This window comes from Roseovarius tolerans (assembly GCF_028885395.1).
Taxonomy (GTDB): domain Bacteria; phylum Pseudomonadota; class Alphaproteobacteria; order Rhodobacterales; family Rhodobacteraceae; genus Roseovarius; species Roseovarius tolerans.
In genome coordinates this window covers 990,071-1,015,569 of sequence record NZ_CP118494.1, presented here as the reverse complement: position 1 = coordinate 1,015,569, position 25,499 = coordinate 990,071, and the positions used below count along the sequence as shown (strand labels likewise).

At 64.2% G+C, this 25,499-nt stretch carries 25 protein-coding genes and 2 tRNA genes; 10 read left to right on the top strand and 17 right to left on the bottom strand.

The features are described from left to right. Window positions 1–16 precede the first annotated feature (16 nt). The 6 genes from pal to ybgC all read right to left on the bottom strand — a co-directional run bounded on the left by pal (window position 17) and on the right by ybgC (window position 4,746). On the bottom strand, window positions 17–526 hold the full coding sequence (gene pal, locus PVU19_RS05025; RefSeq protein WP_050663675.1) for a peptidoglycan-associated lipoprotein Pal: 510 nt from the start codon (window positions 524–526) through the stop codon (window positions 17–19). Between the two features lie 78 nt (window positions 527–604). Continuing rightward, window positions 605–1,930, bottom strand: a complete 1,326-nt coding sequence (gene tolB / locus PVU19_RS05020; protein WP_050663676.1) for a Tol-Pal system beta propeller repeat protein TolB — start codon at window positions 1,928–1,930, stop codon at window positions 605–607. Next, window positions 1,927–3,057, bottom strand: coding sequence for a hypothetical protein (locus tag PVU19_RS05015; protein ID WP_050663677.1), 1,131 nt, complete (start codon window positions 3,055–3,057; stop codon window positions 1,927–1,929). The genes tolB and PVU19_RS05015 overlap by 4 nt, the downstream gene beginning before the upstream one ends. A gap of 13 nt (window positions 3,058–3,070) precedes the next feature. After that, window positions 3,071–3,544 (bottom strand): protein TolR, encoded by a 474-nt coding sequence (gene tolR / locus PVU19_RS05010; RefSeq protein WP_050663678.1) that lies wholly within the window; start codon window positions 3,542–3,544, stop codon window positions 3,071–3,073. 3 nt (window positions 3,545–3,547) lie between these two features. Then, the gene (gene tolQ / locus PVU19_RS05005) at window positions 3,548–4,243 is read right to left on the bottom strand and encodes a protein TolQ (protein ID WP_050663679.1); all 696 of its coding nucleotides are present in this window, start codon (window positions 4,241–4,243) and stop codon (window positions 3,548–3,550) included. 113 nt (window positions 4,244–4,356) lie between these two features. Then, complete coding sequence (gene ybgC / locus PVU19_RS05000) at window positions 4,357–4,746, bottom strand: tol-pal system-associated acyl-CoA thioesterase (protein WP_050663680.1); 390 nt, start codon at window positions 4,744–4,746, stop codon at window positions 4,357–4,359. Between the two features lie 105 nt (window positions 4,747–4,851). On the opposite strand from ybgC, the gene PVU19_RS04995 reads away from it, so the two are divergent. Further along, complete coding sequence (locus tag PVU19_RS04995; protein WP_082237786.1) at window positions 4,852–6,105, top strand: DNA polymerase IV; 1,254 nt, start codon at window positions 4,852–4,854, stop codon at window positions 6,103–6,105. A 252-nt stretch (window positions 6,106–6,357) separates the two neighbouring features. Here the strand turns inward: PVU19_RS04995 and PVU19_RS04990 are convergent, their stop codons facing one another. Beyond that, window positions 6,358–7,221, bottom strand: a complete 864-nt coding sequence (locus tag PVU19_RS04990; protein ID WP_050663378.1) for an N-formylglutamate amidohydrolase — start codon at window positions 7,219–7,221, stop codon at window positions 6,358–6,360. A 146-nt stretch (window positions 7,222–7,367) separates the two neighbouring features. On the opposite strand from PVU19_RS04990, the gene PVU19_RS04985 reads away from it, so the two are divergent. From PVU19_RS04985 to PVU19_RS04975, 3 genes are all read left to right on the top strand, one after another. After that, window positions 7,368–7,442, top strand: a tRNA-Val gene (locus PVU19_RS04985). A gap of 78 nt (window positions 7,443–7,520) precedes the next feature. After that, window positions 7,521–7,646: a type B 50S ribosomal protein L36 gene (gene ykgO, locus PVU19_RS04980; protein ID WP_050663377.1), complete on the top strand. Its 126-nt coding sequence runs from the start codon at window positions 7,521–7,523 to the stop codon at window positions 7,644–7,646. 158 nt (window positions 7,647–7,804) lie between these two features. Next, the gene (locus tag PVU19_RS04975) at window positions 7,805–9,049 is read left to right on the top strand and encodes an NAD(P)/FAD-dependent oxidoreductase (protein ID WP_420833251.1); all 1,245 of its coding nucleotides are present in this window, start codon (window positions 7,805–7,807) and stop codon (window positions 9,047–9,049) included. Between the two features lie 68 nt (window positions 9,050–9,117). Here PVU19_RS04975 and PVU19_RS04970 read toward each other — a convergent pair whose 3' ends face one another. From PVU19_RS04970 to PVU19_RS04935, 8 genes are all read right to left on the bottom strand, one after another. Continuing rightward, a complete protein-coding gene (locus PVU19_RS04970; RefSeq protein ID WP_050663376.1) occupies window positions 9,118–10,338 on the bottom strand; it encodes a phenylacetate--CoA ligase family protein in 1,221 nt (406 codons plus the stop codon). 42 nt (window positions 10,339–10,380) lie between these two features. Next, window positions 10,381–11,205, bottom strand: coding sequence for an ABC transporter ATP-binding protein (locus PVU19_RS04965; RefSeq protein WP_050663375.1), 825 nt, complete (start codon window positions 11,203–11,205; stop codon window positions 10,381–10,383). Window positions 11,206–11,314: 109 nt separating this feature from the next. Continuing rightward, on the bottom strand, window positions 11,315–12,601 hold the full coding sequence (locus tag PVU19_RS04960; protein WP_050663374.1) for an ABC transporter substrate-binding protein: 1,287 nt from the start codon (window positions 12,599–12,601) through the stop codon (window positions 11,315–11,317). 77 nt (window positions 12,602–12,678) lie between these two features. Next, window positions 12,679–13,755: a branched-chain amino acid ABC transporter permease gene (locus tag PVU19_RS04955; RefSeq protein WP_050663373.1), complete on the bottom strand. Its 1,077-nt coding sequence runs from the start codon at window positions 13,753–13,755 to the stop codon at window positions 12,679–12,681. A 1-nt stretch (window position 13,756) separates the two neighbouring features. Next, window positions 13,757–14,011, bottom strand: coding sequence for a hypothetical protein (locus PVU19_RS04950; protein WP_050663372.1), 255 nt, complete (start codon window positions 14,009–14,011; stop codon window positions 13,757–13,759). Between the two features lie 84 nt (window positions 14,012–14,095). Further along, the gene (locus PVU19_RS04945; protein ID WP_050663371.1) at window positions 14,096–15,085 is read right to left on the bottom strand and encodes a branched-chain amino acid ABC transporter permease; all 990 of its coding nucleotides are present in this window, start codon (window positions 15,083–15,085) and stop codon (window positions 14,096–14,098) included. Window positions 15,086–15,168: 83 nt separating this feature from the next. Then, the gene (locus PVU19_RS04940) at window positions 15,169–15,990 is read right to left on the bottom strand and encodes an ABC transporter ATP-binding protein (RefSeq protein WP_050663370.1); all 822 of its coding nucleotides are present in this window, start codon (window positions 15,988–15,990) and stop codon (window positions 15,169–15,171) included. Next, window positions 15,987–17,930, bottom strand: coding sequence for an AMP-binding protein (locus tag PVU19_RS04935; protein ID WP_050663369.1), 1,944 nt, complete (start codon window positions 17,928–17,930; stop codon window positions 15,987–15,989). The genes PVU19_RS04940 and PVU19_RS04935 overlap by 4 nt, the downstream gene beginning before the upstream one ends. A gap of 229 nt (window positions 17,931–18,159) precedes the next feature. On the opposite strand from PVU19_RS04935, the gene PVU19_RS04930 reads away from it, so the two are divergent. Together PVU19_RS04930 and PVU19_RS04925 are read left to right on the top strand one after the other, a co-directional pair. Then, window positions 18,160–20,067 carry a hybrid sensor histidine kinase/response regulator gene (locus tag PVU19_RS04930; RefSeq protein ID WP_050663368.1) on the top strand — a complete coding sequence of 636 codons (1,908 nt, stop codon included), beginning with the start codon at window positions 18,160–18,162 and terminating at the stop codon, window positions 20,065–20,067. Then, a complete protein-coding gene (locus PVU19_RS04925) occupies window positions 20,064–20,765 on the top strand; it encodes a response regulator transcription factor (protein WP_050663367.1) in 702 nt (233 codons plus the stop codon). The genes PVU19_RS04930 and PVU19_RS04925 overlap by 4 nt, the downstream gene beginning before the upstream one ends. Before the next feature lie 88 nt (window positions 20,766–20,853). Here PVU19_RS04925 and PVU19_RS04920 read toward each other — a convergent pair whose 3' ends face one another. Then, window positions 20,854–22,050, bottom strand: coding sequence for a hydantoinase/carbamoylase family amidase (locus tag PVU19_RS04920; protein WP_050663366.1), 1,197 nt, complete (start codon window positions 22,048–22,050; stop codon window positions 20,854–20,856). A gap of 269 nt (window positions 22,051–22,319) precedes the next feature. On the opposite strand from PVU19_RS04920, the gene PVU19_RS04915 reads away from it, so the two are divergent. Then, a complete protein-coding gene (locus tag PVU19_RS04915) occupies window positions 22,320–23,372 on the top strand; it encodes a DMT family transporter (RefSeq protein WP_050663365.1) in 1,053 nt (350 codons plus the stop codon). Between the two features lie 53 nt (window positions 23,373–23,425). Here the strand turns inward: PVU19_RS04915 and PVU19_RS04910 are convergent. Beyond that, a tRNA-Thr gene (locus tag PVU19_RS04910) sits at window positions 23,426–23,500 on the bottom strand. A gap of 84 nt (window positions 23,501–23,584) precedes the next feature. Here PVU19_RS04910 and PVU19_RS04905 point away from each other — a divergent pair. Genes PVU19_RS04905 through PVU19_RS04895 form a run of 3 tightly spaced genes read left to right on the top strand, consistent with a single transcriptional unit; the run spans window position 23,585 to window position 25,493 of the window. After that, complete coding sequence (locus tag PVU19_RS04905; RefSeq protein ID WP_162838262.1) at window positions 23,585–23,752, top strand: hypothetical protein; 168 nt, start codon at window positions 23,585–23,587, stop codon at window positions 23,750–23,752. 5 nt (window positions 23,753–23,757) lie between these two features. After that, window positions 23,758–25,026 carry a UDP-N-acetylglucosamine 1-carboxyvinyltransferase gene (gene murA / locus PVU19_RS04900; protein WP_050663364.1) on the top strand — a complete coding sequence of 423 codons (1,269 nt, stop codon included), beginning with the start codon at window positions 23,758–23,760 and terminating at the stop codon, window positions 25,024–25,026. Continuing rightward, entirely contained in the window at window positions 25,023–25,493 is a 471-nt protein-coding gene (locus PVU19_RS04895; protein ID WP_050663363.1) for a DUF2948 family protein, read from the top strand. Before murA ends, PVU19_RS04895 begins: the two co-directional genes overlap by 4 nt. Window positions 25,494–25,499: the final 6 nt, after the last annotated feature.

Below are 25,499 nucleotides of genomic sequence, written 5' to 3'. Positions count from 1 at the left end.
CCCCCAAATCGTCGGATCAGCTACCCAGACCGGCGGCAAGCACCGTCACCGCGCGGCGGTTCTGCGTGTAACAGCTTTCCTCGCTGCAAATCTCGATCGGGCGCTCCTTGCCATAGCTCACCACCTTCAGGCGGTTCGGCGCAACGCCCCGGCTGACCAGATATTCCTGCACCGCATTGGCCCGGCGCGCCCCCAGCGCGAGGTTGTATTCCCGCGTGCCCTGCTCATCGGCATGGCCTTCGATCACGGCGGTGTAATCGGGGTTCGACCCCAGCCAGTTCGCCTGCCCGTTCAGAGTCGCCTGCGCGGCATCGCTCAGGCTCGACTGATCGACGGCGAACAGAACCCGGTCGCCGATGGTCTGCTGGAAATAGGCCGGCGATGTCGGATCCTGCGCCGAGCCCGCAAGCCCCGCGCCACTTCCGCCAAGATCGACGGTATTCTGGTTCTCGAACCGGTCGGGATTGGTGCAGGCGGCAAGTGCCAGCCCCGCACACAGGATCAGTGTCTTGCTCAGATAGGTCATTTTTGCCCCGTTTGTTTTCATGGCCTCGGGTGTTGTTTACCACAGCCCGCGCCCCAAGGAAACGCGGGCCGTGCATCGTCAGTTCTGAAGCGGCCCCCAGGAGGGGTCGCTCGCCCCGCCATTGGTCTGAACCTGCTTGAGATTGCGCCCCGAGATATCCACCGAATAAAGCCGCGCCTGCCCCTGCGCGCCCTGAGTCTCGCGGGTGAACATGATCACCCGGCCATTCGGCGCCCATGTCGGCCCCTCGTCGAGGAACGACGCGGTCAACAGCCGCTCTTCACTGCCATCGGTGCGCATCACGCCGATATGAAACCGGCCCTTGGACTGCTTGGTAAAGGCAATGAGATCACCGCGCGGCGACCAGACCGGCGTGCCATAACGCCCCTGCCCGAAACTGATCCGCCGCGCCTCGCCGCCGCCCGCGGCCATGATATATAGCTGCGGCGTGCCCGAACGGTCGCTCTCGAACACGATCTGGCGGCCATCCGGGCTATAGCTGGGCGCGGTCTCGATCGACGGCGCATTGGTCAGCCGCGTGCTGGCCCCGCTGCCGATATCCATGCGGTATAGATCGGTATTGCCGCCCTGCGTCAGCGAATAAACCACCGTGCGCCCATCCGGCGCGAAACGCGGCGCGAAACTCATCGTGCCGTCCATCGTCGGCAAGACACGGCGGCCCACGCTGGCCACGTCCAGAACATAGATGCGCGGAAAGCCGGTCTCGTAGCTGGTATAAAGCACCCGGTCACCCGAGGGCGAAAAGCGCGGCGCAAGCACAAGGCTGGAACTGTCGGTCAGATACTGCACATTCGCGCCGTCATAATCCATGATCGCCAGCCGCTTGGCGCGCTGATCCTTGGGGCCGCTCTCGGCCACATAGACCACCCGACTGTCGAAATACCCGCCCTCGCCGGTGATCCGCGCATAGACCTGATCGGCCACCTTATGCGCGATCCGCCGCCAGCCATCCTGCGTGCCCACGAATTGCAGCCCGTTGCCCAGTTCCTGCCCGGCAAACACATCGTAGATGCGGAACTTCACCACCAGACGCCCCGACCCGTCGACGCTCACCGCGCCGGTGATCAGCGCCTGCGCCTTGACCGCGCGCCAATCGGCATATTGCACCGGGCTTTCAAAGCTGGTGATCCGGCTGATATGCGCCTGCGCCGGGATTTCCCGGAACAACCCGGTGCCGCTCAGGTCCGACGCGATGACCCGCGACAGGTTGCGTCCCATCTCGGTCGCCGTGGCACTCTCACCCACGAAATCTGGCACCGCGTAGGGCATCGGCTCGATCACACCCTCGGTGATCTCGATCCGAAGCGGGCCGCTGTTCTGCGCAATCGCGGGCAGCGCCCAAAGCATCAGCGCCGCAAGGAGGCTCATCATATACCGCATCATTTGATCCTCATGTTCTCCGGATTGAATGTCATTTCGATATCACGCCAGTGATCGTATTTCTCGACCGGCAGGTCGAATCCGTCATTGCCACAGCGGATAATCGCCCGCCGGGCCGCCTCGAACGCCTGTTTCGCCGCCGCATCGCCGCCGCCCGAGGCGCTCAGCATACGAATGCTGCCGATCTCGGGCCTGCCACTCTCGGCCATCTGCACGCCCACCACGACGGTGGTGCGCAGCGCCTCGGAACTCAGGCTGCCCACGTTCCAGCAGCGCTGCACGGCCACCCGCAGCGCATCCTTTTCGCCCCCGGTCAGGGGCGGGCCGCTCGGGGCCTCGCTGCTCTGCTGCGCCTGGCCCAGGGCCGCCGCCAGCGCGTCGTTGACGGCACTTTGATCGGTGGCGGGCGTTTCGGGCTCGGCTGTCGTTTCGGGCTGCGGTGTCTCTTCGGGCGCAGCCTCTGCCGTGGCCGCCGGGCGCGCCGGGCGCGAGCGCGGCCGCACCGAAGCCGTGGGCGCGGCCTGCGCCGGTTCCTCCGCCTCGGTCACGATCTCGGTCGCGGCCTCTTCCGGGGCCGTCGCCTCAGATGGCTCCTCCGCACTCTCGGCACCCTCGTCGGGCGTCACCTCGGGGCTCGCTACGTCATCCACGCGCACATCCGGCTCGGGGCGCTCCACCGCTTCGGGGGCGACGCGCGGCGCCGGGCGCGGCTGCGGGCGGGGCGACACCTCGGGCACCATCACGGCCGTATCCTCCTGCGGCACCTCCATGACGGGGGGCGCATCCTCGACCTCGGCGGGCGCGGGCGGCGTGATCTGCGACACATCGGGCGCGGGATCAGGCGGCGGTGTCGCGCTTGCATCAGGCTGCGCCGCCTCGGGCGGCGTGTCGGCTTCTGAGCTCAGGCTTGGCGCCGCCTCGCCCGGCGCGGGCGGCTCGGGCGTGTCGACATCGGCCACCGCATCGGGCGCGCTCTGGCGGTCCATGATGGCGGCGAACTCCTCTTCGGAAATGGCCGTCGCCTGCACCACCTCGAAGGGCGGCGGCGCGGATTGGAACACACCTCCGATGAGGGCCCATCCGATCAATGCCAGATGACCCGCCCCCGATATGATCTGCCCGGTATTCACACCAGTCGCGCCCCTAGCCGCCCTGCCCGTCAAGCGCGGGCCCGCCGGCATCCGTCACCAGCCCGATATTGCCGAAGCCTCCACGATTGAGCGCGCCCATCACCTGCATCACGTCCGAATAGGGCACCGCACCATCGGCGCGCAGGAACACCCGCGTGCTGTCGCGCTCGGTCGCAATCGCGCGCAGCCGCGCCACCAGGTCGCCGCGCGGCACCTCGGTGGTCTGGATCATCACCGTGCCATCCGCCGTAACCGTCACGGTCAGCGGCTCTTCTTCCTCGCTCGGCAGGGAATTGGCGGCGGTCTCGGGCAGTTCTACCGGCACGCCCACCACCATCAGCGGGGCGGCCACCATGAAGATGATCAACAGCACCAGCATCACATCGACAAACGGCGTGACGTTGATCTCGGCCATCGGGCGCGACCGTCCGCGCCCGCGCCTGCGCCGTCCCTGATCGCCGGATTTCTGAACCACCCCCGCGCCCATGGCCTAGCTGTCCAACTGACGGCTGAGGATGGTGGCGAACTCGTCGGCAAAGGCCTCGTAGCTGGCCACGATGCGGTCGGCATCGGCACTCAGCTTGTTGTAGAAGATCACCGCCGGAATCGCCGCAAGCAGGCCCAGACCGGTTGCCAGCAGCGCCTCGGCGATGCCCGGTGCCACCACGGCCAGATTGGTGTTCTGCTGCTCGGCGATATTGATAAAGGAATGCATGATCCCCCAGACCGTACCAAACAGTCCGATGAACGGCGCGGTAGAGCCCACCGTCGCCAGCACCTGCAAGCCGCTTTGCAGGCTCTCGGATTCCTTGGCGATCGCCACATCCATGCTGCGGTCGATCCGCGCCGTGGCCCCGGCGATCAGCGCGCCATCGGTGCGGTGACTGCGCCGCCATTCCATCATGCCCGCCGCGAAAATCCGCTCGAAATGCCCGTCCGGCTCCGGCCCGATCTCGTCGAAAAGACCATCGAGCGGCTCGCCCGACCAGAACCGCCGGTCGAAGATCTCGGCCTCGCGTCGGGCCTTGCGATAGGTAATGAGTTTCTGGACGATGATCGACCAGGCCCAGAACGAGGCCACGATCAACAACAACATCACGAGTTTCACGACTAGGGTGGAGCGCGCGAACAACGCCCACATGGAGAAATCCATCTCCTGTGCCAATGCCAGGGTTTCTGCTTCCATCTGCCTGCTCTTTATAGGTTTGGCCGGTTTTCCCGCCTTATTGGGGCCGAACCTACCCTATTTCCAGAGGGAAAGCCAACATATCCGCATCAAAACAGGCGTGATCGCACCGATCAGTGAAGTTGCAGGCGGATATTCGCCGGAAGCCGCGCCGGCTGCCCTGCCTCGTTGACGCAAACCACCGTGACCACCGCCTGAAACAGCCGCACCGCCCCGCGCGTCACCACCTGTTCCATCACCAGCCGAGCGCCCGTGACCTGCACCGTGCGCGTCTCGACCTCCAGCGCGTCGTCGAATTTCGCAGGGCCCAGATAATCCGCCTCGACCCGGCGCACCGCGAAAATCACCCCGTCGCGCTCGCGCATCGCGTTCTGATCTATCCCCAGATCGCGCACCCACGCGCTGCGGGCGCGCTCGATGAACTTGAGGTAATTGGCGTGATAGACGATACCGCCCATATCGGTATCCTCGTAATAGACGCGGACGGGGAAACGGTGGGTCATGGCGGGCGCTCCTTGGTCGCGCGGACCCTAGGCCGCGCCTGCACTACTGACAAGCACCATCAAATGGCTGCCAAGCCGCTCAAACTGAGATAATCTGCCCGCATCATGCCCAGCCTCTGCCGCGATTGCCTGACCCGATTCGACGATGCCCGCAGCTGCCCCGCCTGCGGCAGCCCGCGCGTGGCGTCGCATCCCGAACTCTGGGACCTGTCGATCGCGCATATGGATTGCGATGCCTTCTATGCCAGCGTCGAGAAACGCGACAACCCGGACCTCGCGGACAAGCCGCTGATCATCGGCGGCGGGCGGCGTGGTGTGGTCTCGACCGCCTGCTATATCGCGCGCATTCGCGGCGTGCGCTCGGCCATGCCGATGTTTCAGGCGCTGCGGCTCTGCCCCGAGGCGGTGGTGATCCGTCCCCGGATGGAGGTTTATGCGGACGTGTCGCGCGCCATCCGCGCGATGATGCTCGATCTGACGCCTTCGGTGGAGCCGCTCTCGCTCGACGAGGCGTTTCTCGATCTCACCGGCACCGCACGGCTGCACGGCGCGCCGCCTGCCGTGATGCTCGCCCGTCTCGTCCGGCGAATGCGGGATGAGTTGGGCGTGACCGGCTCCATCGGCCTCAGCCATAACAAGTTTCTCGCCAAGATCGCCTCGGATCTCGACAAGCCGCATGGGTTTTCGGTGATCGGCGTGAAGGAGACCGATGATTTCCTGCGCGACAAGCCCGTCAGCCTGATCTGGGGCGTCGGCCAGTCGACCCTGAAGGCGCTCAACGGCGCGGGCATCCACACATTCGCCGATCTCTTGCGCTGGGAACAGCGCGACCTGATCGCGCGGTTTGGCTCCATGGGCGACCGGCTCTGGCATCTCGCGCGCGGGCAGGACCGCCGCCGCGTCGCCGCCAACGCGCCGGTCAAGTCGATCTCCAACGAGACCACGTTTTCCCAAGATACCGCCGATCTCGACCTGCTCGACGGACACCTGTGGCGGCTGTCGGAGAAGGTGGCGGACCGCTCCAAGGCCAAGGGCATCGCGGGCCGCGTCGTCACGCTCAAACTCAAGCGCGCCGATCATTCGCTGCTCACCCGCCGCCAGAGCCTGCGGGATGCCACCCAAATGGCCGACACGCTCTACCGCGCCGCGCGCGCGCTGATGGATCAGGTGCCGCAGGGCGCGGCCTACCGGTTGATCGGCGTCGGGCTGTCCGATCTCGTGCCAGAAGACGGCGCCGACCGCTCCGGCGACCTGCTCGACCCGCAAGCCGCCCGCCGCGCCGAAGCGGAACGCGCCACCGACGCGATCCGCTCGAAATTCGGGCCTGACGCGATATTGAAGGGGCGGGCGTTGCGGTAGGTCGTGGGGGGCTGGGTTTGGCCTGAACCCGACATACGCACCACCCGCGCGAAACGCACCGAAGGTGCCGCGCGATCGCCGGGCCGTGCCGCGGCCTGGCGATTTGATAGGGTGCGCAACGTGTTGAGGTTACAAAGACTTGGCTGGCATAAAGCACCCACCACGACCGTTGCTTCGCCAGTCCCCGGCCCTGCGATCACGCAGCACCTTTTGGCGGGGTGCTATGTCCGCTTCAGGCCAAAAGCCGCCCCGCTACTCCGCCGCCAACGGCACCGCATCCGAACGCCCGATATCCGCAATCTCGCGCACCACCTCGCGCATCAACCGCCGAAACGCCTCGAAATTCCCATTCGGCCGGATCAGCCGCTCGTTCATGTAGAGCGCCCGGTCGATCTCGATCTGCACCGCGTGCCGCCCCCGCGTGGGCCGGCCATAAGCCTGCGTGATATAGGCCCCGGCAAACGGCGTGTTGCGCGTCACGACCAGCCCGGCCCGCGTGAACACCTCCTCAATCCGGTCCACCACCACGCCATCGGCGGCAGCCCCGAACCGGTCGCCCAGAACGATCTCGGGACGGCGCACACCGCGCCGCGCGACCGCATCCATCGCCTCATGCGGCATCGAATGGCAATCCACCAGGATCGCCTCGCCGAACATCAGATGCGCCTGATCGAGCTGCCCCTGCAACGCCGTGTGATAGGGCTGCCAATAGGTCTCGATCCGGTGGCGCGCCTCGACCATGCTGAGCTTGCCGGAATAGATCGCCTGCCCGTTCGCCACGACCCGAGGGATCACCCCCAGCCCCGAGGCCACGCGCGGATTGTGCCCCTGTCGGCTCACCCCCTCGATCAGCGCCGGATCAAGCTCATCGGCGCTGCGGTTCAGATCGACATAGGCGCGTGGCGCCCCCGCCCGGATGAACGGCGCCCCCGCACGGGGCGCGCAATCAAACAGCTGATCGACAAACGCATCCTCCGACGAGCGCACCGAATGCTCGTTCAGGGCGGTGCGGCGCAGGAAGGTCCAAGGGTAATCGCGCCCGCTATGCGGCGAGGCGAACACCACCGACGTGGTGCGCCGCTCGGGATGGGTCAGGTGATAGGCGGCCTTCGGCATACGCGCTCCTCTTGAAAGTCATAATAGACCGAAAATGCGTATCTAAAAGCCCTTGATCCCCTCTCCGACTCCTTTTATAGACCAGCGAACCGGCGCGGGCTTCCGCGCCCCTATTTGTTGGGGCGCAAGGTCTGACTGGCATTCATGGGCGATTAGCTCAGCGGTAGAGCACTTCGTTGACATCGAAGGGGTCACAAGTTCGAACCTTGTATCGCCCACCATGAATTCACTGTTTCGCACCCCGCGAAACACCCGTAACCCAAGGCGCTGGCCCGCGCCACGACAGACAGGAGACGACCATGAAGGTTCGTAATTCGCTGCGTTCGCTCAAGAACCGGCACCGCGATTGCCGTGTCGTGCGCCGCAAAGGCCGCGTCTACGTCATCAACAAGTCGCAGCCCCGGTTCAAGGCCCGCCAGGGCTGAACCCGGCACCCGGTGCAACCGCACCCGGCAGAAATCGAAACCCCGCCCCCGACTTGGGCGGGGTTTTTCTTTGGCGCGCCCGCCACATGCCCTTGCCGCGCGCCACGCGCTGCGCTTAGGTGGCGACGATCCTGCGACACATGCATCAGAGGCCGCCCGTGAGCACGCCCCAGAACATCATCGTCATCGGTGCCGGCATCTGCGGCCTCAGCTCCGCCATCTGGCTGCGCCGCGCGGGCCACACGGTCACGCTCGTCGATCGCGAGTATCCCGGCGCGGGCGCGTCGCAGGGCAATGCCGGGCTCCTCGCGCAATGGGCCATCGTGCCGGTCAACACCCCCGATCTGATCCCCACCGCGATCAAGTATCTCAGCAACCCGCGCTCGCCGCTCTTCCTGCAATGGTCCTACCTGCCGCGCCTGCTGCCATGGCTGTGGCAATTCACCCGCAACGCCACCCCCGAGGGCACCCGCCGCATGGTCGAGGGGCTGATCCCCATCGTCGGCGACAGCGTCGATCAGCACCGCGCGCTGGTGCGCGGCACTCCGGCCGAAAAATGGCTCGCCACCAGCGATTTCGCCTATGCCTATCCCAGCCGCGCCGGTTTTGAGGCCGATAGCTACGGGTGGGAGATGAAGCGCGCCGCCGGGCATATCCCCGAGGTGATCGAGGGTGCTGCGGTAAGGGAGGTCGAACCGATGCTCGGCCCCGCCACCCAATGCCTCGCCCTGCTCAAGGACCACGGCCATATCCGCGACCCGCTCGCCTACATGGCCGACCTCGCCAGCGTCCTGCAATCCGAAGGCGGGCAGTACCGCCGCGCCGAGGTGCGCGACATCACCCTCACCGACGGGCGCATCACCGGCGTGGTCACGGATCAAGGCACGCTGCCCTGCGATACGGCTGTTCTTTCGGCCGGCATCTGGTCAAAACCGCTGATGCGCAAACTCGGGCTCAAGGTGCCGCTCGAGGCCGAACGCGGCTACCACCTGCATTTCAAAGCCCCCTCGCAGATGCCGCGCCACCCGCTGATGATCTCCAGCGGCAAATTCGCGGTCAACCCGATGGCGCACGGTCTGCGCTGCGCAGGCACCGTCGAATTGGGCGGCATCACCAAGGGGCCATCCCGCGCGCCGCTCGATCTCATCCGCCGCGTCTCGGCGCAGGTCTTCCCGGATCTCACCTATGACAGCGTCGAGGAATGGATGGGCTTTCGCCCCTCGACCCCGGACAGCCTGCCGCTGATCGGCGAAATCGGCGGCACAGGCGTACACGCCGCTTTTGGCCACCAGCATATCGGCCTGACAGCAGGGCCCAAGACCGGGCGGCTCATCGCCGACATGATCGCCGGACGCCGTCCCAATATCGACCTCGCCCCCTACGACGCCAACCGATTTTGTTGATCCTCGCGCGACGGCCCCGCGATCTTCAAAAGATCGCGGTCCGAAATCTTTTCAAGATTTCGGCACCCTCACTCGTAGCTGCGCAAATCCTCGATCACCTTGCCGTCATTGGGCAAGCTGCCCGGCGGCACCACCTCGATCCGCCCCTTGAGCTTGAGCACCTCGCTCACCGCCCCGGCATAGTGATCGGCCTCGCCGCCCGTGGCCTCGATCCGCACGGTCATCACATCCGCCTCGCCCTCGCGGCTGGCGATCACGCGGGCGCGCGAAATCGTATCGTGTCGCGCCACCAACGCCGCCACCTGTTCAGGGCGCACGAACATGCCCTTGATCTTGGTGGTCTGATCGGCGCGCCCCATCCAGCCCTTGATACGCATGTTGGTGCGCCCGCAGGGGCTTTCCCCCTCCATCACCGCGCTCAGATCGCCGGTGGCGAACCGGATCAGTGGATAATCGGGGTTGAGCGTGGTCACCACCACCTCGCCCACCTCGCCGGGGGCGACCGGATTGCCGGTGCCGGGGGTCACGATCTCGACGATCACGCCCTCGTCCACGATCATCCCCTCCTGCGCGGCGCTCTCATAGGCGATATTGCCCAGATCGGCGGTGGCATAGCATTGCAGGCATTGAATGCCGCGCTCCGCGTATTCCGCGCGCAAAGACGGGAAGAGCGCACCGCCCCCTACCGCCGCCTTGGTGATCTTCAGGGCCAGCGCCATCTCCTCGGCCTTGTCGAGAATGACCTTGAGGTAATCGGGCGTGCCCGCATAGGCGGTGACGCCGACGTCATGCGCGGCGCGCGCCTGCAACTCGGTCTGGCCCGTGCCTGCAGGCAGCACCGCCGCCCCCACCGCCCGCGCGCCGTTCTCGAAAATCATGCCCGCAGGCGTCAGATGGTAGCCAAAGCAGTTCTGCACGATATCGCCACGGCCCACACCACAGGCATGCAGGAACCGGCCGACGCGCCACCAGTCATGGCTCACCCCGCCCGGCTCGTAGATCGGGCCGGGGGATTGAAAAATATGGGCAAAGCCCGAGGCAGGCAGACCGGTCAGCCCGCCAAACGGGGCCGCCGCGCCCTGCGCCCGCCCCAGATCGGACTTGCGCAACACCGGCAGCGCCGAGAGCGCCGCCGCATCGGTGATACGCTGCGGCTCCACCCCGTCCAAAGCCCCGCCATAACCCGGCAAGCCTTGCGCCCGCGCGATCTGCGCGGGCAGGTCACGCGCCAGCGCCTCGGCGCGCTCGGCGGCGCTGCGGGTCTCTTGGGCGTCGAAATAGTCGGTCATGCCATCATCCTCTGGCGTAGGTCTCGGGAAACGCGAACGGGCTCACGCCAGCCAACGCTTGCGGCGGCGATAGCTGCGCACATCGCGAAAGCTCTTGCGCCCCTCGTCCGACATGCCGAGATAGAATTCCTTGACGTCGGGGTTCTCGCGCAGGTCCTTGGCGGGACCGTCCATCACCACCCGGCCCGACTCCAGAATATATCCGTAATGCGCAAACCGCAGCGCGACATTGGTGTTCTGTTCAGCGAGCAGAAAGGTATAGCCCTGCTGCTCGTTGAGCGATTTCACGATGCCGAAAATCTGCTCCACCAGCTGCGGGGCCAGCCCCATCGACGGCTCGTCCAGCAGAATCGTCTCGGGGCGGCTCATCAGCGCGCGCCCGATCGCCACCATCTGCTGCTCCCCGCCCGAGGTATAGCCCGCCTGTGACTTGCGGCGCTCCTTGAGGCGCGGAAAATAGTCGTAGACCATGTTCAGATCGGCATCGATCTCGCCCCGGCTCACGCCCCGCGTATAGGCCCCGGTCAGCAGATTCTCCTCGACGGTCAGATGCTCGAAGCAATGCCGCCCCTCCATCACCTGCACCACGCCCTTTTTCACCAGGTCAGAGGTCAGCAGATCCTGCACCCGCTCGCCGCGATAGTGGATCGTGCCCTTGGTCACCTCGCCGCGCTCGGATTTCAGCAGGTTCGAGATCGCCTTCAGCGTGGTGGTCTTGCCCGCCCCGTTGCCGCCCAGCAGCGCGGTGATCCCACCCTTCGGCACGCTCAGGCTCACGCCCTTGAGCACGAGGATCACGTGATTGTAGATCACCTCGATATTGTTGACCTCGAGAAGGGTCTCGTCACTCGGGCTTGCATCCAGCATCAAAGCTCTCCGTCGCAGACAGACAGGGACCGCCCCGTCTTCATCTTTCCAAAAATACTCAAGTGCCCCGGCCGCGGCATGCACCGCGACCGGGAGGAAATGATCCGGCTCAGCAGCCCGGCTCGATCCCGTTCTCCTCGGCAAACTGCGCCGAATCCTCGGCCACCAGCTTGCCGATGATCTCCTGATCCGACTGGTAATAGTCAGTGATCAGGGTGAACTCACCGGCTTCCGCATCCCACTGCGACACGGCACCAAAGCCGTTGCCACCGTGGTTCTCGCAGGACACCTTGAACTCGGGGCCGAAGTTCGGCAGGCCAAGGGCCGCCATCTTCTCTTCGGTCATCTCCAGGTTCTCCATGCCGTCACGCATCTGGGCTGCATTGATCGCGCTCACGCCGTGCATCTCCTGCGCGGTCTTCACGGCCTCGGCGGCCAGCATCGCGGCATACATGCCCCGGTTATAGAGCACCGAGCCCACCTGGTCGCCCGCACCCGCGGCCTTGCCGGTGTCCACGACATGCTCCTGAATATCCGCGTAAACCGGGTAATCGTCGCCGAGGTTGTGGAAGGTCAGCGCCTTGTAGCCATCGGCCCGATCACCCGCCGGTTTCACGTCATTCTCCGAGCCCGACCACCAGATGCCGATGAACTGATCCATCGGAAAACGGATGTTCACAGCCTCCTGAATCGCGACCTGGTTCATCACGCCCCAGCCCCACATGATCACGTTGTCGGGCTTCTCGCGACGGATTTGCAGCCATTGCGATTTCTGCTCCTGACCGGGATGGTCGACGGGCAGCAGCGTCAGCTCAAAGCCGTGCTTTTCGGCGAGGTTCTCCAGCGTGCGGATCGGCTCCTTGCCATAGGCGGAGTTGTGATAGACCAGCGCGATCTTGCGCCCCGATATATCGCCGCCATTCTCGTTCAGGATATGGGTGATCGCGTGGCTCGCCCCGTCCCAGTAGTTGGCCGGATAGTTGAACACCCACTTGAAGACCTCACCATTCTTGGCCGAGGTGCGCCCGTAGCCCATGGTATGAAGCGGGATGCCATCGGCGGTCGCCTTGGGGATCAGCTGATAGGTGATGCCCGTCGAAAGCGGCTGATAGACCAGCGCGCCGTCGCCCGCGTTCTTGGTGGCCTCGTAGCACTCCACGCCCTTCTCGGTGTTATAGCCGGTCTCGCACTCGACGAGGTTGATCATCTCGCCGCCGATACCGCCGTCGCGCTCGTTGAGCAGGGTAAAGTAATCCTGATACCCGTCCGAGAACGGGATACCGTTCGCGGCATAAGGCCCGGTGCGATAGCTCGTGTCGACGATGGTCAGCTCGGCCAGCGCCGGGCTTGCCGCCATCATGGCGACGGCCGCGGCCGTCATCAGTTTCTGTCTCATCGGTATTATCCTCCCTTGGTTTTTATCCGATGTCTCGTCTTGAACGCGGCCTCCCGCGCCCAATCCCAAAACCCCCCCTAGTGCGGGAAGGGCCAAAGTCTCAGTTTCTCCTTGGCCACGCGCCACAGTTGCGCCAGGCCATGCGGTTCCGCGATCAGGAAGATGATGATCAGCCCCCCCACGATCATGAACTCCAGATGCGCCGCGAGGTCCGTGGGCCAGCCAAGCCCCCCCACCAGCGTGTTCTTCAACAGCACCGGCAACAGCACCAGGAATGCCGCCCCGGCAAAGCTGCCGAAGATCGAGCCGAGCCCGCCGATGATCACCATGAAGAGGACAAGGAACGACTTGTTGATGCCGAACGCCTCGCCCACCTCGACGGCCCCGAGGTAGACCGCAAAGAACAGCGCCCCCGACAGCCCGACGAAAAAGCCCGAGACGGCAAAGGCCGACAGCTTGGCCTTCAGCGGGTTCACCCCGATGATCTCGGCGGCGATATCCATGTCGCGAATGGCCATCCATTTGCGCCCCGCCATGCCGCGCGTCAGGTTGCGCGCAATGATCGCCGAGGCGACGACGAAGACGAGGCAAAAGATATAGGCCGCCCAGGGCGCGGTCTCCGCCCCGGTGACCGGGACACCGAACACGGTCCGCTCAGGCGCGTTGATCTGCCCCGAGGCCGAGTAGTTGTAGAACCAGCCCACCCGGTTGAAGATCCACACCAGAAAGAACTGCGCCGCCAAGGTCGCCACGGCCAGGTAGAACCCCTTGATCCGCAAGCTTGGCAGACCAAAGAGCACGCAAACCCCCGCCGTGATCCCACCCGCAAGGATGACATGGAAAAAGATGCTGACCTCGGGAAACGCGACCATCAGCTTGTAGACCGCATAGGCCCCCACTGCCATGAACCCGCCGGTGCCGAGGCTGACCTGCCCGCAATAGCCCACAAGGATATTGAGCCCAATGGCGGCAATCGAATAGATCAGGAACGGCAGGAAGACCGCGTTCACCCAATAGTCATTGATGACGAAGGGCACCACGGCAAAGGCCAATACAAGAACCACATAATAGCGGTAGCGGTCAAACTTGATCGGAAAGGTCTGGCTGTCGTCGGTATAGGAGGTCTTGAAATCCCCTGCTTCACGGTAAAACATTTCAGAGCACCTCCCCATGAATCTCATCGTCGTCGCGCTTTTCCGCGCGGTTGGCGGGCTTGGCATAGCCCGTCGCCTCGGTGTGGCGCACCAGCCAGAAATAGGCCAGCATGCCCACCCCGCCGCCAAGCGCAGCCAGCACGGCGGCAATCACCATCTGCCCGCTCTGATCGGGCCCTGCGCTGAACGCCAGATACCCGAAGGACCAGAACCCGGCCCAGGCCACCACATTGGCAATCGCAATCAGCTTTTGCATCTCACCGCCTCCCGCATCGAAGGTAGGCCTGGGTGGGCGGGTGTCGTGGCGCGCAGCGACACGCGGTCGCCCGCACGGATCTTGTCAAACGCGCTCAATGATCTTCTCCCCAAACAGGCCCTGCGGCCGGAACACCAGAAAGACGAGCGCCAGCACATAGGCGAACCAGATTTCCGTGGCCCCGCCCAGATAGGGCGCACCAATCAGGAACTCGAACAGCTTTTCACCGACCCCGATGATCAACCCGCCGACAATCGCTCCGGGGATCGAGGTGAACCCGCCCAGCATCAGCACCGGCAACGCCTTGAGCGCGATCAGCGACAGCGAGAACTGCACGCCTGATTTGGTGCCCCACATGATGCCCGCGACCAGCGCCACGAAGCCTGCCAGCGACCAGACCATCACCCAGATGAACTTGAGCGAGATACCCACCGACAGCGCCGCCTGATGGTCGTCCGCCACCGCGCGCATCGCCCGGCCATGCTTGGAGAACTGCGCGAAGAGCACCAGCGCGATCACCAGCAGCGCCGCCACCAGCGTGGCCCAAAGATCGAGATTGTCGATGAAGAAGCCATAGCCGAAGATGTTGTAGGTCACCTCGTCGATGGCGCTGTTGATGCCCTGCGGCAGGCCGACATCCAGTTTCTTGATGTCAGAGCCCCACATCATGTCCCCGAACCCTTCGAGGAAATAGGCCAGACCAATCGTGGCCATGAAGAGGATGATAGGCTCCTGCCCGACAAGATGGCGAAAGATGAACTGATTGACCGCCCAGGCCAGCGCCACCATCACCACCATCGTCAGCAGGATCGCCCCCAGCGCCGGCACGTTCCATCCGAAATAATGCACATCGGTGCCGAAGACCGCATTGATCAGGTGACTGAACGGCACCTGCCCCTCCATGATCCCGACCAGCGTCAAGGCCGCGAAGAGCGCCAGCACGCCCTGCGCGAAATTGAAGATGCCCGAGGCCTTGAAGATCAGCACGAAGCCAAGTGCGACGAGCGCATAAAGCACCCCGGCCATGAGCCCGTTCAGGAACACTTCCATTCCCCAGATAAACTGCTCAGGCATGGCGCAAGCCTCCGTTTTTCGTGTTGTTGCGCGGCACCGACGCAATACCGACGCGATACCGACGTGTTACCGACGTGGAAAAATCAGTCATGCGCCACCCCCAGATAGGCGTCGATCACCGCCTGATTCTGACGCACCTCGTCGGGCGAGCCGTCGCCGATCTTCTTGCCGTAATCCATCACGACCACCCGGTCGCTGAGGTCCATGACCACGCCCATGTCATGCTCGATGAGGGCAATGGTGGTCCCGAATTCGTCATTCACATCAAGGATAAAGCGGCTCATGTCCTCCTTCTCCTCGACGTTCATCCCCGCCATCGGCTCATCCAGCAGCAGGATCGACGGCTCGGCGGCCAGCGCCCGCGCCAGCTCCACCCGCTTCTTGAGACCGTAAGGCAACCGCCCCACCGGGGTCTTGCGGATATGCTGGATCTCCAGAAAATCTATTATCTTTTCAACGACCTCACGGTTCTCGACCTCTTCGCGTTCGGCCTTCCCCTTCCAGATCGCCTGTGACAGCAGCCCCGCACTCATCTGCCGGATGCGACCCGTCATCACGTTGTCGAGCACCGTCATCCCCTCAAACAGCGCGATATTCTGAAAGGTCCGCGCGATGCCCTGCTGCGCCACTTCGTAGGGCTTCATCGTCGGACGCTTGGCCCCCTTGTACCAGACCTCACCCTCCTGCGGATGGTAAAAGCCGCTGATCACGTTGAGCATCGAGGATTTGCCAGCTCCGTTGGGCCCGATAATGGCCCGGATCTCGCCCTCGCGGATGTCGAAACTGATATCTTGGATCGCCACCACCCCACCGAAGCGAAGCGTGATGTTTCTCATTTCCATCACCACCGCACCGATCTTGCGACCGTCCTCAGTGGTGTATCCGTCAGGTGTCATATCGTTCATTCCGCCGCCACCTTTGCTGTCTCGACCGGCAACACTGCCGCATCGCGGATCTGGAGCGTCGCGCTGATGCTGCCCTTGCGGCCATCCTCATATGTGACCTCGGTCGTGGTATAAATCTCACTCGAGCCATCATAGAGCGCGCCCAGAAGATCCTCGAATTTCTCGGAAATCACGCCCCGGCGGACCTTGCGGGTGCGGGTCATCTCGCCGTCATCGGCATCGAGTTCCTTGTGCAGCACGAGGAAGCGGTGCACCTGGCAATGGCTCAGCATCGGATCATCGGCGAGGCTGCGATTGACCTCCTCCACATGGCTCTGGATCATGTCGAGCACACGCGGATTTCCGGCCAGTTCCTGATAGGAGGCATAGCCGATATTGTTGCGCTCCGCCCAGTTGCCGACCGCCGTCAGGTCGATATTTATGAAGGCGCTGCACTGTTCGCGCTGATGCCCGAACACCACGGCCTCAAGGATGTTGGGATAGAACTTGAGCTTGTTCTCGACGTATTTCGGCGCGAACATCTGCCCGTCCGCCATCTTGCCGACATCCTTGGCACGGTCGATGATCCGCAGGTGGCCAGAGCCGTCCTCGAAAAAGCCCGCATCGCCAGTGGCGACCCAACCCTCTGAATCCTTGGTCTTTTTGGTGCTTTCCTCGTTCTTGTAATAATACTCGAACGTTCCGGGCCCGCGATAGAACACTTCGCCGGTGTCGCTGATGCGGATCTCCACGCCCGGTGCGGGCACGCCCACGGTATCGGATCGAACCTCGCCATCGGGTTGCAGCGTGATGAACACCGATGCCTCGGTCTGGCCGTAAAGCTGCTTGAGATTGATACCGAGCGAGCGGTAGAAATCGAAGATTTCCGGCCCGATCGCCTCACCCGCCGTATAGCCGACCCGCACCCGGCCAAGCCCGAGCGTATCCTTGAGCGGGCCATAGATGAAGAGGTTGCCGAGCGCATATTTCAGCCGGTCCATCCCGCCCACGGGCTTGCCATCAAGGATCGCCGGGCCCACCCGGCGCGCATGCGCCATGAAGCGATCGAACAGCCATTTCTTGAGCTTTCCCGCATCCTCCATCCGGATCATCACGTTGGTCAGCTGGGTCTCGAACACGCGCGGTGGGGCAAAGTAATAGGTCGGCCCGATCTCGCGCAGGTCGGTCTGCATGGTCTCGGGGCTCTCGGGGCAGTTGACGCAGAAGCCGCACCAATAGGCCTGCCCGATGGAAAAGATGAAATCGCCGACCCAGGCCATCGGCAGATAGGCCAGCACCTCTTCGTCGCGGGTCAGCTTGTCGAACTCCGACGAGGATTTCGACGCCTCGATGATGTTGCGATTGCTCAGCACCACGCCTTTGGGCTTGCCGGTGGTGCCCGAGGTATAGAGCATCACGCAGACGCTGTCATAGGTCAGCTTTTCGCGCCGCGCCTTGAGGTCCTCGATCCATTCGTAATAGGCCGCGCGGCCCTGTTCCTGGATGTCGATATAGCGGTGCAGCTTGTGATGGTCGTATTTGCGCAGGCCCCGAGGGTCCACATAGATCATGTGCTCAAGCTGATGCAGCCCCTCCTGCACCTCGATCAGCTTGTCGACCTGCTCCTGATCCTGCACGATCGCAAAGCGCGCGCCGCAATGGTCCATCACATAGGCCATCTCATCGGCGGCGGCATCCTGATAGAGCGGCACGGGGATCGCCCCCACCGATTGCGCGGCAACCATGGACCAGTAGAAATGCGGCCGGTTGCGGCCGATGATGGCGATGAAATCACCCTCGTTCACGCCCAGATTCATAAGCCCGAGCGCAAGCGCCTCGATCTCTTTCTCGGCCTCGGCCCAGGTCCAGCATTGCCAGATGCCGTATTCCTTTTCGCGGTAGGCGGGTTTATCGCCAAACCGCGTGGCGTTACGTTGCAAGAGCGCCGGAACGGAATCCATCCCGTCCGTCGCCTGTGACGGCTGTGCCAAATTTTATCCTCCCAATTGTCCGATCAACGGACATCCGACCGCCTTGGGGCGATTCTCCTCTCCTCAAAGGGTGCGGGAAACACGCTCGCCGTCAACTTTTTCCTGAACATTTCGCAATCCTTACGAATTGTAACAGGCGCATATACAGCCTTTGCCACCGCCCCCTCCGGTGCTAGCCAAGGATCAGGAGGAAAGATGAATGAGCCCCAACCACGCCGATCGTGACGCCATGACCATGGCCGGGCTGAACCTCATTCAGCAGGCGCTCACCATCTATGACCGCGATCTGCGCCTCGCCGTCTGCAACCGGCGCTTTCAGGAAATGTTCGCCCTACCCGATTGGCTCGTGACGCCGGGGGCCGATTTCTCCGATACGATCCGCTATCTCGCGACACGCGGCGATTACGGCGATGTGGGCGATGTGGACGCTTTCGTCGCCACCCGGGTCGAGATCGCCCGCGCCTTCGAGCCGCATTACATGGAACGGACCCGCGCCAATGGCCGCACGATCAGCGTCGAGGGCACGCCTCTGCCGCAGGGCGGGTGGGTCACGGTCTATACCGACATCACCCGCACCAAGCGACAGGAGGCGCTGCTGCGCGCCCGTTCCGAGGAATTGTCGGATCAGTTGCTCAGCTATTCCGAGGATCTCTCGGCGGCCAACCGAGAGCTTGAGGCAACGATCACCGCACTGGAAGAAGCCAAGCGCCAGATTTCCGAGGCCGAGGCCCGCACCCGTCTGACCGCCGAGATGATGCCCGCACATATCGCGCATGTCGGCCCCGATCACCGCTATACCTATTCCAACCGGCGCTTGACCTCGGTGATGCCCGGCTCGCGCGCTGATCTGATCGGGGTTCATGCGGCCGAGGTACTTGGGCCGCAGCCTTGGTCTGTGATCGGCCCGGAACTGGACAAGGCCTATGCCGGGCAGGCGTCGGTCTTCGAGTTCACCCATGAGCCAAGCTCGCGCCGCATCCGCGTGGCGCTCACCCCTGATCATTCCAGCGGCGGCGTTTATATCCTGTCGATGGACATCACCGAGGAAAGCCAGACCCGCGCCGCCTTGCAACAGACCCGGCGCCGCGAGATGGCCGCACAACTGACCAGTGGATTGGCGCATGACTTCTCGAATCTGCTGACGATCATATTGGGCATGCAGTCGCGGCTTGGCCGGATGGGCCTGCCGGAAGAGGCGCGCACGCTGATTGACGCCACTCTTGCCGCAGCCCGGCGCGGGGGCGGGCTGCTCAACCGGATCGCCGACATGACCGGCCCGCGCGAGCATGAACCCGTGCCGACCGATCTCGCGGCCTTTCTGAGCGATCTGGAAACACTGGCCCGCTCGGCCCTGCCCTCGGGCGTGACCCTGCGGATCACGCGCGAAGATACCGAGAACCGCTACCTGCTCGATGCGGGCATGTTGCAGGATTCACTGCTCAATCTCATCCTGAACGCACGTGATGCCTGTGGCGGCGGCGGCGAAATCACCCTCACCGCCCGCGCGCTGCAGGAAATATGGCTTGAATTCGTGCTCGACGATACCGGCCCCGGCTTCAGCCCCGAGGCGATCCGCCACGCGCTCGATCCGTTCTTCACCACCAAGGGCGGCGAGGGCTCGGGGCTGGGCCTGTCGATGGTCTATGACATGACCAAGCTGGCGGGCGGGCGCATCATCCTCGGCAATACCGACACCGGCGGGCGCGTGGCCCTGCGCCTGCCGTTGCGCCCGGCGGGTGACGCACGCCCCCCCGGCCTCGTGCTGCTGGTCGAGGACAGCCCCGATCTGCGCAGCGCCCTGCGCGATATGCTGCGCGGCGCGGGCCATAGCGTGATCGAGGCGACCAGCGTGGAAGAGGCGACAACGCTGATCGCCGACCTGCCCGAGATATCCGCCGTGCTGTCGGATATCGTGCTGGAAGGCGACCGCACCGGGCTCGATCTGGCCTCGGTGGTGCGCGGGTCCGATTGCCCGCTGGTGCTGATGACATCCCTGCCGCCGGACGATCCGCTGCACCGCGCCGCCGCCGGGCGCGTGCCGGTGCTGCGCAAACCGTTCACCGCAGCCCAGCTTGACGCCGCCCTGAATGCCGGAGACCGACCATGACCGTACCGCTGGTGACCATCCTCGACGACGAACCGGCGATCCGCACGATGCTGGCCGACGCGCTGACCGAGGCGGGATTTCGCACCATGGCCTTTGGCCGCGCCACCGAATTCGAGGCCGCGCTGCGGCAGGCCAATCCCGATGTCTGCCTCGTCGATCTCTCGCTGCCCGACCGCGACGGGCTGACCCTCGTGCATCGCCTCGCACTCGAACAGGGTGCCACGGTGATCATCATCTCAGGCCGCGCGCAGGTGCAGGACCGAGTGACCGGTCTGGAACTGGGCGCCGACGACTATATCATAAAGCCGTTCGACCCGGCGGAAGTGGTGGCCCGCATCCGCGCCCGCCTGCGTCGCGGCACACCCGCCCCCCAGACCGGCGAGGTGGCGCGCTTCAACGGCTGGACCGCGCATTTCGACCGTTATGTCCTGGAGGATGAGAGCGGCGCGGAAACCCCATTTTCCCACGCCGAGGGCGAGGTGCTGCGTCTCTTTCTCGAACGCCCCAAGCGGTTGATTTCCCGGCATGCGATGCAGGAGGCGCTTGGCGGGGCGGCGGGCGAAAGCTTTGACCGCGCCATGGACGTACGCATCTCGCGCCTGCGCACCAAGCTGCGCGAAGACCCCAAGAACCCCCGCCTCATCAAGACGATCTACGGCGCGGGCTATATCTTTCTGGGGGATGTCGGGTGGGGGTGACGTGCTTCCGTCATCCTCGGGCCTGACCCGAGGATCTCACGGCCAGTAGATCGTCCGGTCAAGCCGGACGATGACGCGGTCTAAATCATCATAGACGCGCCGCCGCCCCCGCCAGCACCTCCAGCCCGGCCACCAGATCGGCCTCGGCGGTGTCCTCGGCAAAGGCGTGGCTGATCCCGTCGATCGAGGGCACAAACAGCATCGCCGCAGGCATCAGCCGCGACACATTGGTCGCATCGTGCAGCGCGCCCGACTGCATCTGCCGCCAGCCGCCCGGCACCACGGCCTCGGCACTGTCGCAAAGCGCCGCACGCAAACTCCCATCCATCGGCACCGGCTCCAGCCCCAGCATATCGCCGAAACTCAGGCCAAGGCCCATGTCTTGCGCCACCTCTGCGGCGGTATCGCGGATGATCTCCTCCATCCGGCGCAGACGGTCTGCGTCGCCGTCGCGCCATTGCATCGAAAACACCGCCTGCCCCGGCACGATCGAATGCGCGTCGGGATGCAGCCGCACATGGCCGATGGTCCAGACCGTCTGCGGCGTGACCACGTTACGGAACCGCTCATTGATCAGACTGTTGAACCGCGACACGCCCTGAAAGGCGTCGCGCCGCAGGTGCATCGGCGTGGTGCCCGCGTGGTTCTGCTGGCCCTCCAGCGTGATCCGCATGTCGCGGATGCCAACGATATCGGTCACGACCCCGACCGCCTCGCCCGCCTGTTCCAGCCACGGGCCCTGCTCGATATGCATTTCCAGAAAGCCGGTGAAGCGCGCAGGATCAATGAAATCGCCCGCCAGATGCGCCATGCCCGCGCGCGCCTCGGCGAAACTCACGCCCTCGCGGTCGGTCTGCCGGTCGGCGTCCTCAAGGCTCAGGTTGCCGGACCAGATCGCGCTGCCAGTAGTGACGCCAAAGCGCCCCTCCTCGTCCTGGAACGACACCACCGAAATCGGCGGCCCGCCCGCCTCGACGCTGGCACGCGCAATCTCCAGCCCCGCGATGACGCCAAGCGCCCCGTCGAGCCATCCACCCTCGGGTTGGCTGTCGCTGTGACTGCCGATCAGCAGCGATTTGCCCTCGGCCAGCCCGAAGAGACTGCCCACCGGATCGAACTGCGAGGTCAGCCCCGCCGCCCGCATCTCATCGGCCAGCCATTCGCGCGCGGCGATATCGGGCGCGCTGAAGGCCGGGCGCACCACGCCCTTGCCCACCCCCGCCGCGCCGAACTCGCGCAGCCGGTGAAGATCGGCCAGAAATCTCTCAGGGTTCACGGTGATCATCGCTGTCCTCTTGCATTGCTTCATGCAGGGTACAGGCCTGCGCGTCAGGGGCAATGGGCCAATTCACTCCAAAAGCCCCCTAGTCCCGGCGTCAAGGTGCAGCCGCGTCGGCGCGCTTTCGATGGACATATCCCGGTTTTTCCGTAGCATCTGTCGGAACTGCCAGCCCACCCGAGGAAATGTGATGGGCTTTGTGCGACGCGACACTTGTTATTCAGCGGCACGGGGCAAAGTTTTTCTCAAAGCATTTACAAGAAAGGGATCGGACCATGAGCAACGTCGAGACGACACCGCGTCCGGAAATGTCCAAGACCATGCTGGGGGCCGGGCTGGTTTGGCTGGCGGTGCTTGTCTATGCGTCGTCGAATTCCATCGTCTCCTTGCTGGCGGATATCGGCAGGCAACACCCCATCATGGGCCGCAACGCCGTGACCTTGTGCAATCTGCTATTTCTAGGGTCCCTGATATCGCTTATTCCAATGGTGTTCATGTTCTACAAGGACTGGACCCTCGACAATCTTGGCAAGCTGACACGCCGGGACTGGAGCATCCTGTCTCTGTCCGCGCTTCTGTCGTCAGCCGTGACGCCCGCGCTGTTCTTTATCGCTCTCGATTATACGACCGTGACCAACGTCGTGCTGATCGGTCGGATCGAACCGCCGCTCTTTTTGCTCACCGCATTCCTTCTGCTTGGCGAAAAGCTCGATCCCTGGGCGTTCTCGGCGGGTTTGATCGCGCTGATCGGTGCACTCGTGATGCTTCTCATGAACGACGGCGGCGCCCGCTTCTCGTTTGGAAAAGGCGAGATCGCCACCGTCTTCGCCACATTGTCTTTTATCGCCTCGACCATCGTCAGCCGGGTCGGACTTAAAGGCATACCGCTTGGAATATTCTCGATCTACCGAACGGTCCTGGGCACGATCATCTACTATTTCCTCGCCATCTATCTTTACGGAGCGCTGCACTTTCAGGACATTTTCTCTGCAATCGTCTGGAAATGGGTATGGGTCTACGCGGTCATCGTCATCATCGTTGGGCAGTTTGCCTGGACGCTCGGCCTGAAATACGCCCGAGCTGGGGATATCTCTCTTGCGACATCCTTTTCCCCTCTGGCCGCGCTCGTGATCGCGATGCTGCTGCTTGGCGAGTCTCCCGGCGCGGGACTGATCCCGGGCGGGCTGATCATTCTTTTCGGCATTGGCATCGGTCAGTTTGGCCGCATCCGCCACCAACGCGCAGAGCAGCGCGCGATCAAGGCCCGAGATATGGCACTCGACGACGCGCTCGAACACGAGGGACGGGTCAACTTCAAGGGCGCCTGAGACCTCGTACCGATCAAGGGCCACACCCAGGCGTTTAAGTTTCGGGACGTAAATGGTGCTGCTGGGGAGGATTGAACTCCCGACCTCACCCTTACCAAGGGTGCGCTCTACCACTGAGCTACAGCAGCACGTGGCGCGCTGATTAGACGCTAATGCCCCCTCGCGCAAGGGGTAACTGGACGGTTTTTGATGGCTCCTGTAAGACGGGCGGCATGAACAAGAAAACCACACCGGACAAGCCCGCGAAAAATGACCAGAGCCGCGAGGACAGGCTCAAATCGGCGTTGAAGGCCAATCTCGCGCGGCGTAAGGCGCAGATGCGCGCACGCGGTGCGGATGAGGCAGGCAAGCCGGAAACCGGTGACAAGGACAAAGGGTAGAGCAGATGGATTCGATCGTCGTCACGGGCAATGGCCCTCTCAAGGGGCAGATCCCGATTGCGGGGGCCAAGAACGCCTGCCTCACGCTGATGCCCGCAACACTGCTCAGCGAAGAGCCGCTGACCCTGACCAACGCGCCGCGCCTGTCGGACATCAAGACGATGAGCACGCTCCTGCAATCGCTCGGGGCCGAGGTCACGCAGATGCAGGGCGGCAAGGTGCTGGCGCTGTCGTCGCACGCGCTCGACAATCACGTGGCCGATTATGACATCGTGCGCAAGATGCGCGCCTCGATCCTCGTCCTTGGCCCGATGCTGGCGCGCGACGGGCATGCAGTCGTGTCGCTGCCCGGCGGCTGTGCCATCGGCGCGCGGCCCGTCGATCTGCACCTCAAGGCGCTGGAGGCCATGGGCGCGGAACTCGACCTGCGCGAGGGCTATGTGCATGCCAAGGCCCCCGGCGGCCTCAGGGGCGGCACCTTCGAGTTTCCCATCGTCTCGGTCGGCGCCACGGAAAACGCGCTGATGGCGGCGACGCTGGCCAAGGGCACGACCGTGCTGAAGAACGCCGCTCGCGAACCCGAGATCGTGGATCTGGCACACTGCCTGCGCCGCATGGGCGCACAGATTGAGGGCGAGGGCACATCGACAATCACCATTCAGGGCGTCGACCGTCTGGGCGGAGCGACGCATCCCGTGGTACCTGACCGGATCGAACTGGGCACCTACATGCTGGCCCCGGCGATCTGTGGTGGCGAGGTCGAATGCCTCGGCGGGCGGATCGACCTTGTGCAGGCGTTCTGCGAGCGGCTCGATGCCGCCGGTGTCTCGGTGGAGGAAACCGAACACGGCCTCAAGGTCAGCCGTCAGAATGGCCGCGTGCGGGCCGTTGACGTGATCACCGAACCCTTCCCCGGCTTTCCCACCGACCTGCAGGCGCAGATGATGGCGCTGATGTGCACCGCCGAAGGCACCTCGGTGCTTGAAGAGCGGATTTTCGAGAACCGCTTCATGCATGCGCCGGAACTGATGCGCATGGGGGCGCGGATCGACGTGCAGGGCGGCACCGCGACCGTCACCGGCGTCGAACACCTCAAGGGCGCGCCGGTGATGGCCACGGATCTGCGCGCCAGCGTGTCGCTGATCCTCGCAGGGCTGGCAGCCGAGGGCGAGACGGTGGTCAACCGGGTCTATCATCTCGATCGCGGGTATGAGAGCGTCGAGGAGAAACTCGGCAATGTCGGTGCGAAGATCGAAAGGATCAGCGGCCAATGACCGAAGACGCCAAATTCGAAGACGGGCGCGAGACCCCGCTCAATCTGGGTGCGTTCGATGTCGATGATCTGCAGGTGATCTCCAGCCTCGCGCAGGATGCGGTCTTTCCGATCACCGAAATGACCTGGCGACCGGGCGCGCGGCGCTTCGGCCTGCTGCTCAACCGCTTTCGCTGGGAAGATCAGGGTCGCGAGCGCCACGCGCCCGAACGGGTGCAATCGGTGCTGGTCGTCGAGAACGTGCTGCGCGTCGCCAGCCAAGGCATCGACCGGGGTGATCCCGACACGATCCTGTCGCTGATGTCGGTCAGCTTCGAGCCGACCGGCGACGGCACCGGCCATCTGCTGCTGACACTTGCAGGCGATGGCGCGATCCGGCTCGAGATCGAGGCGCTCGAGGTCACGCTCAAGGATGTCACGCGCCCCTATCGCGCGCCTTCGGGAAAGGTGCCCCGCCACGACGCCTGATACCTG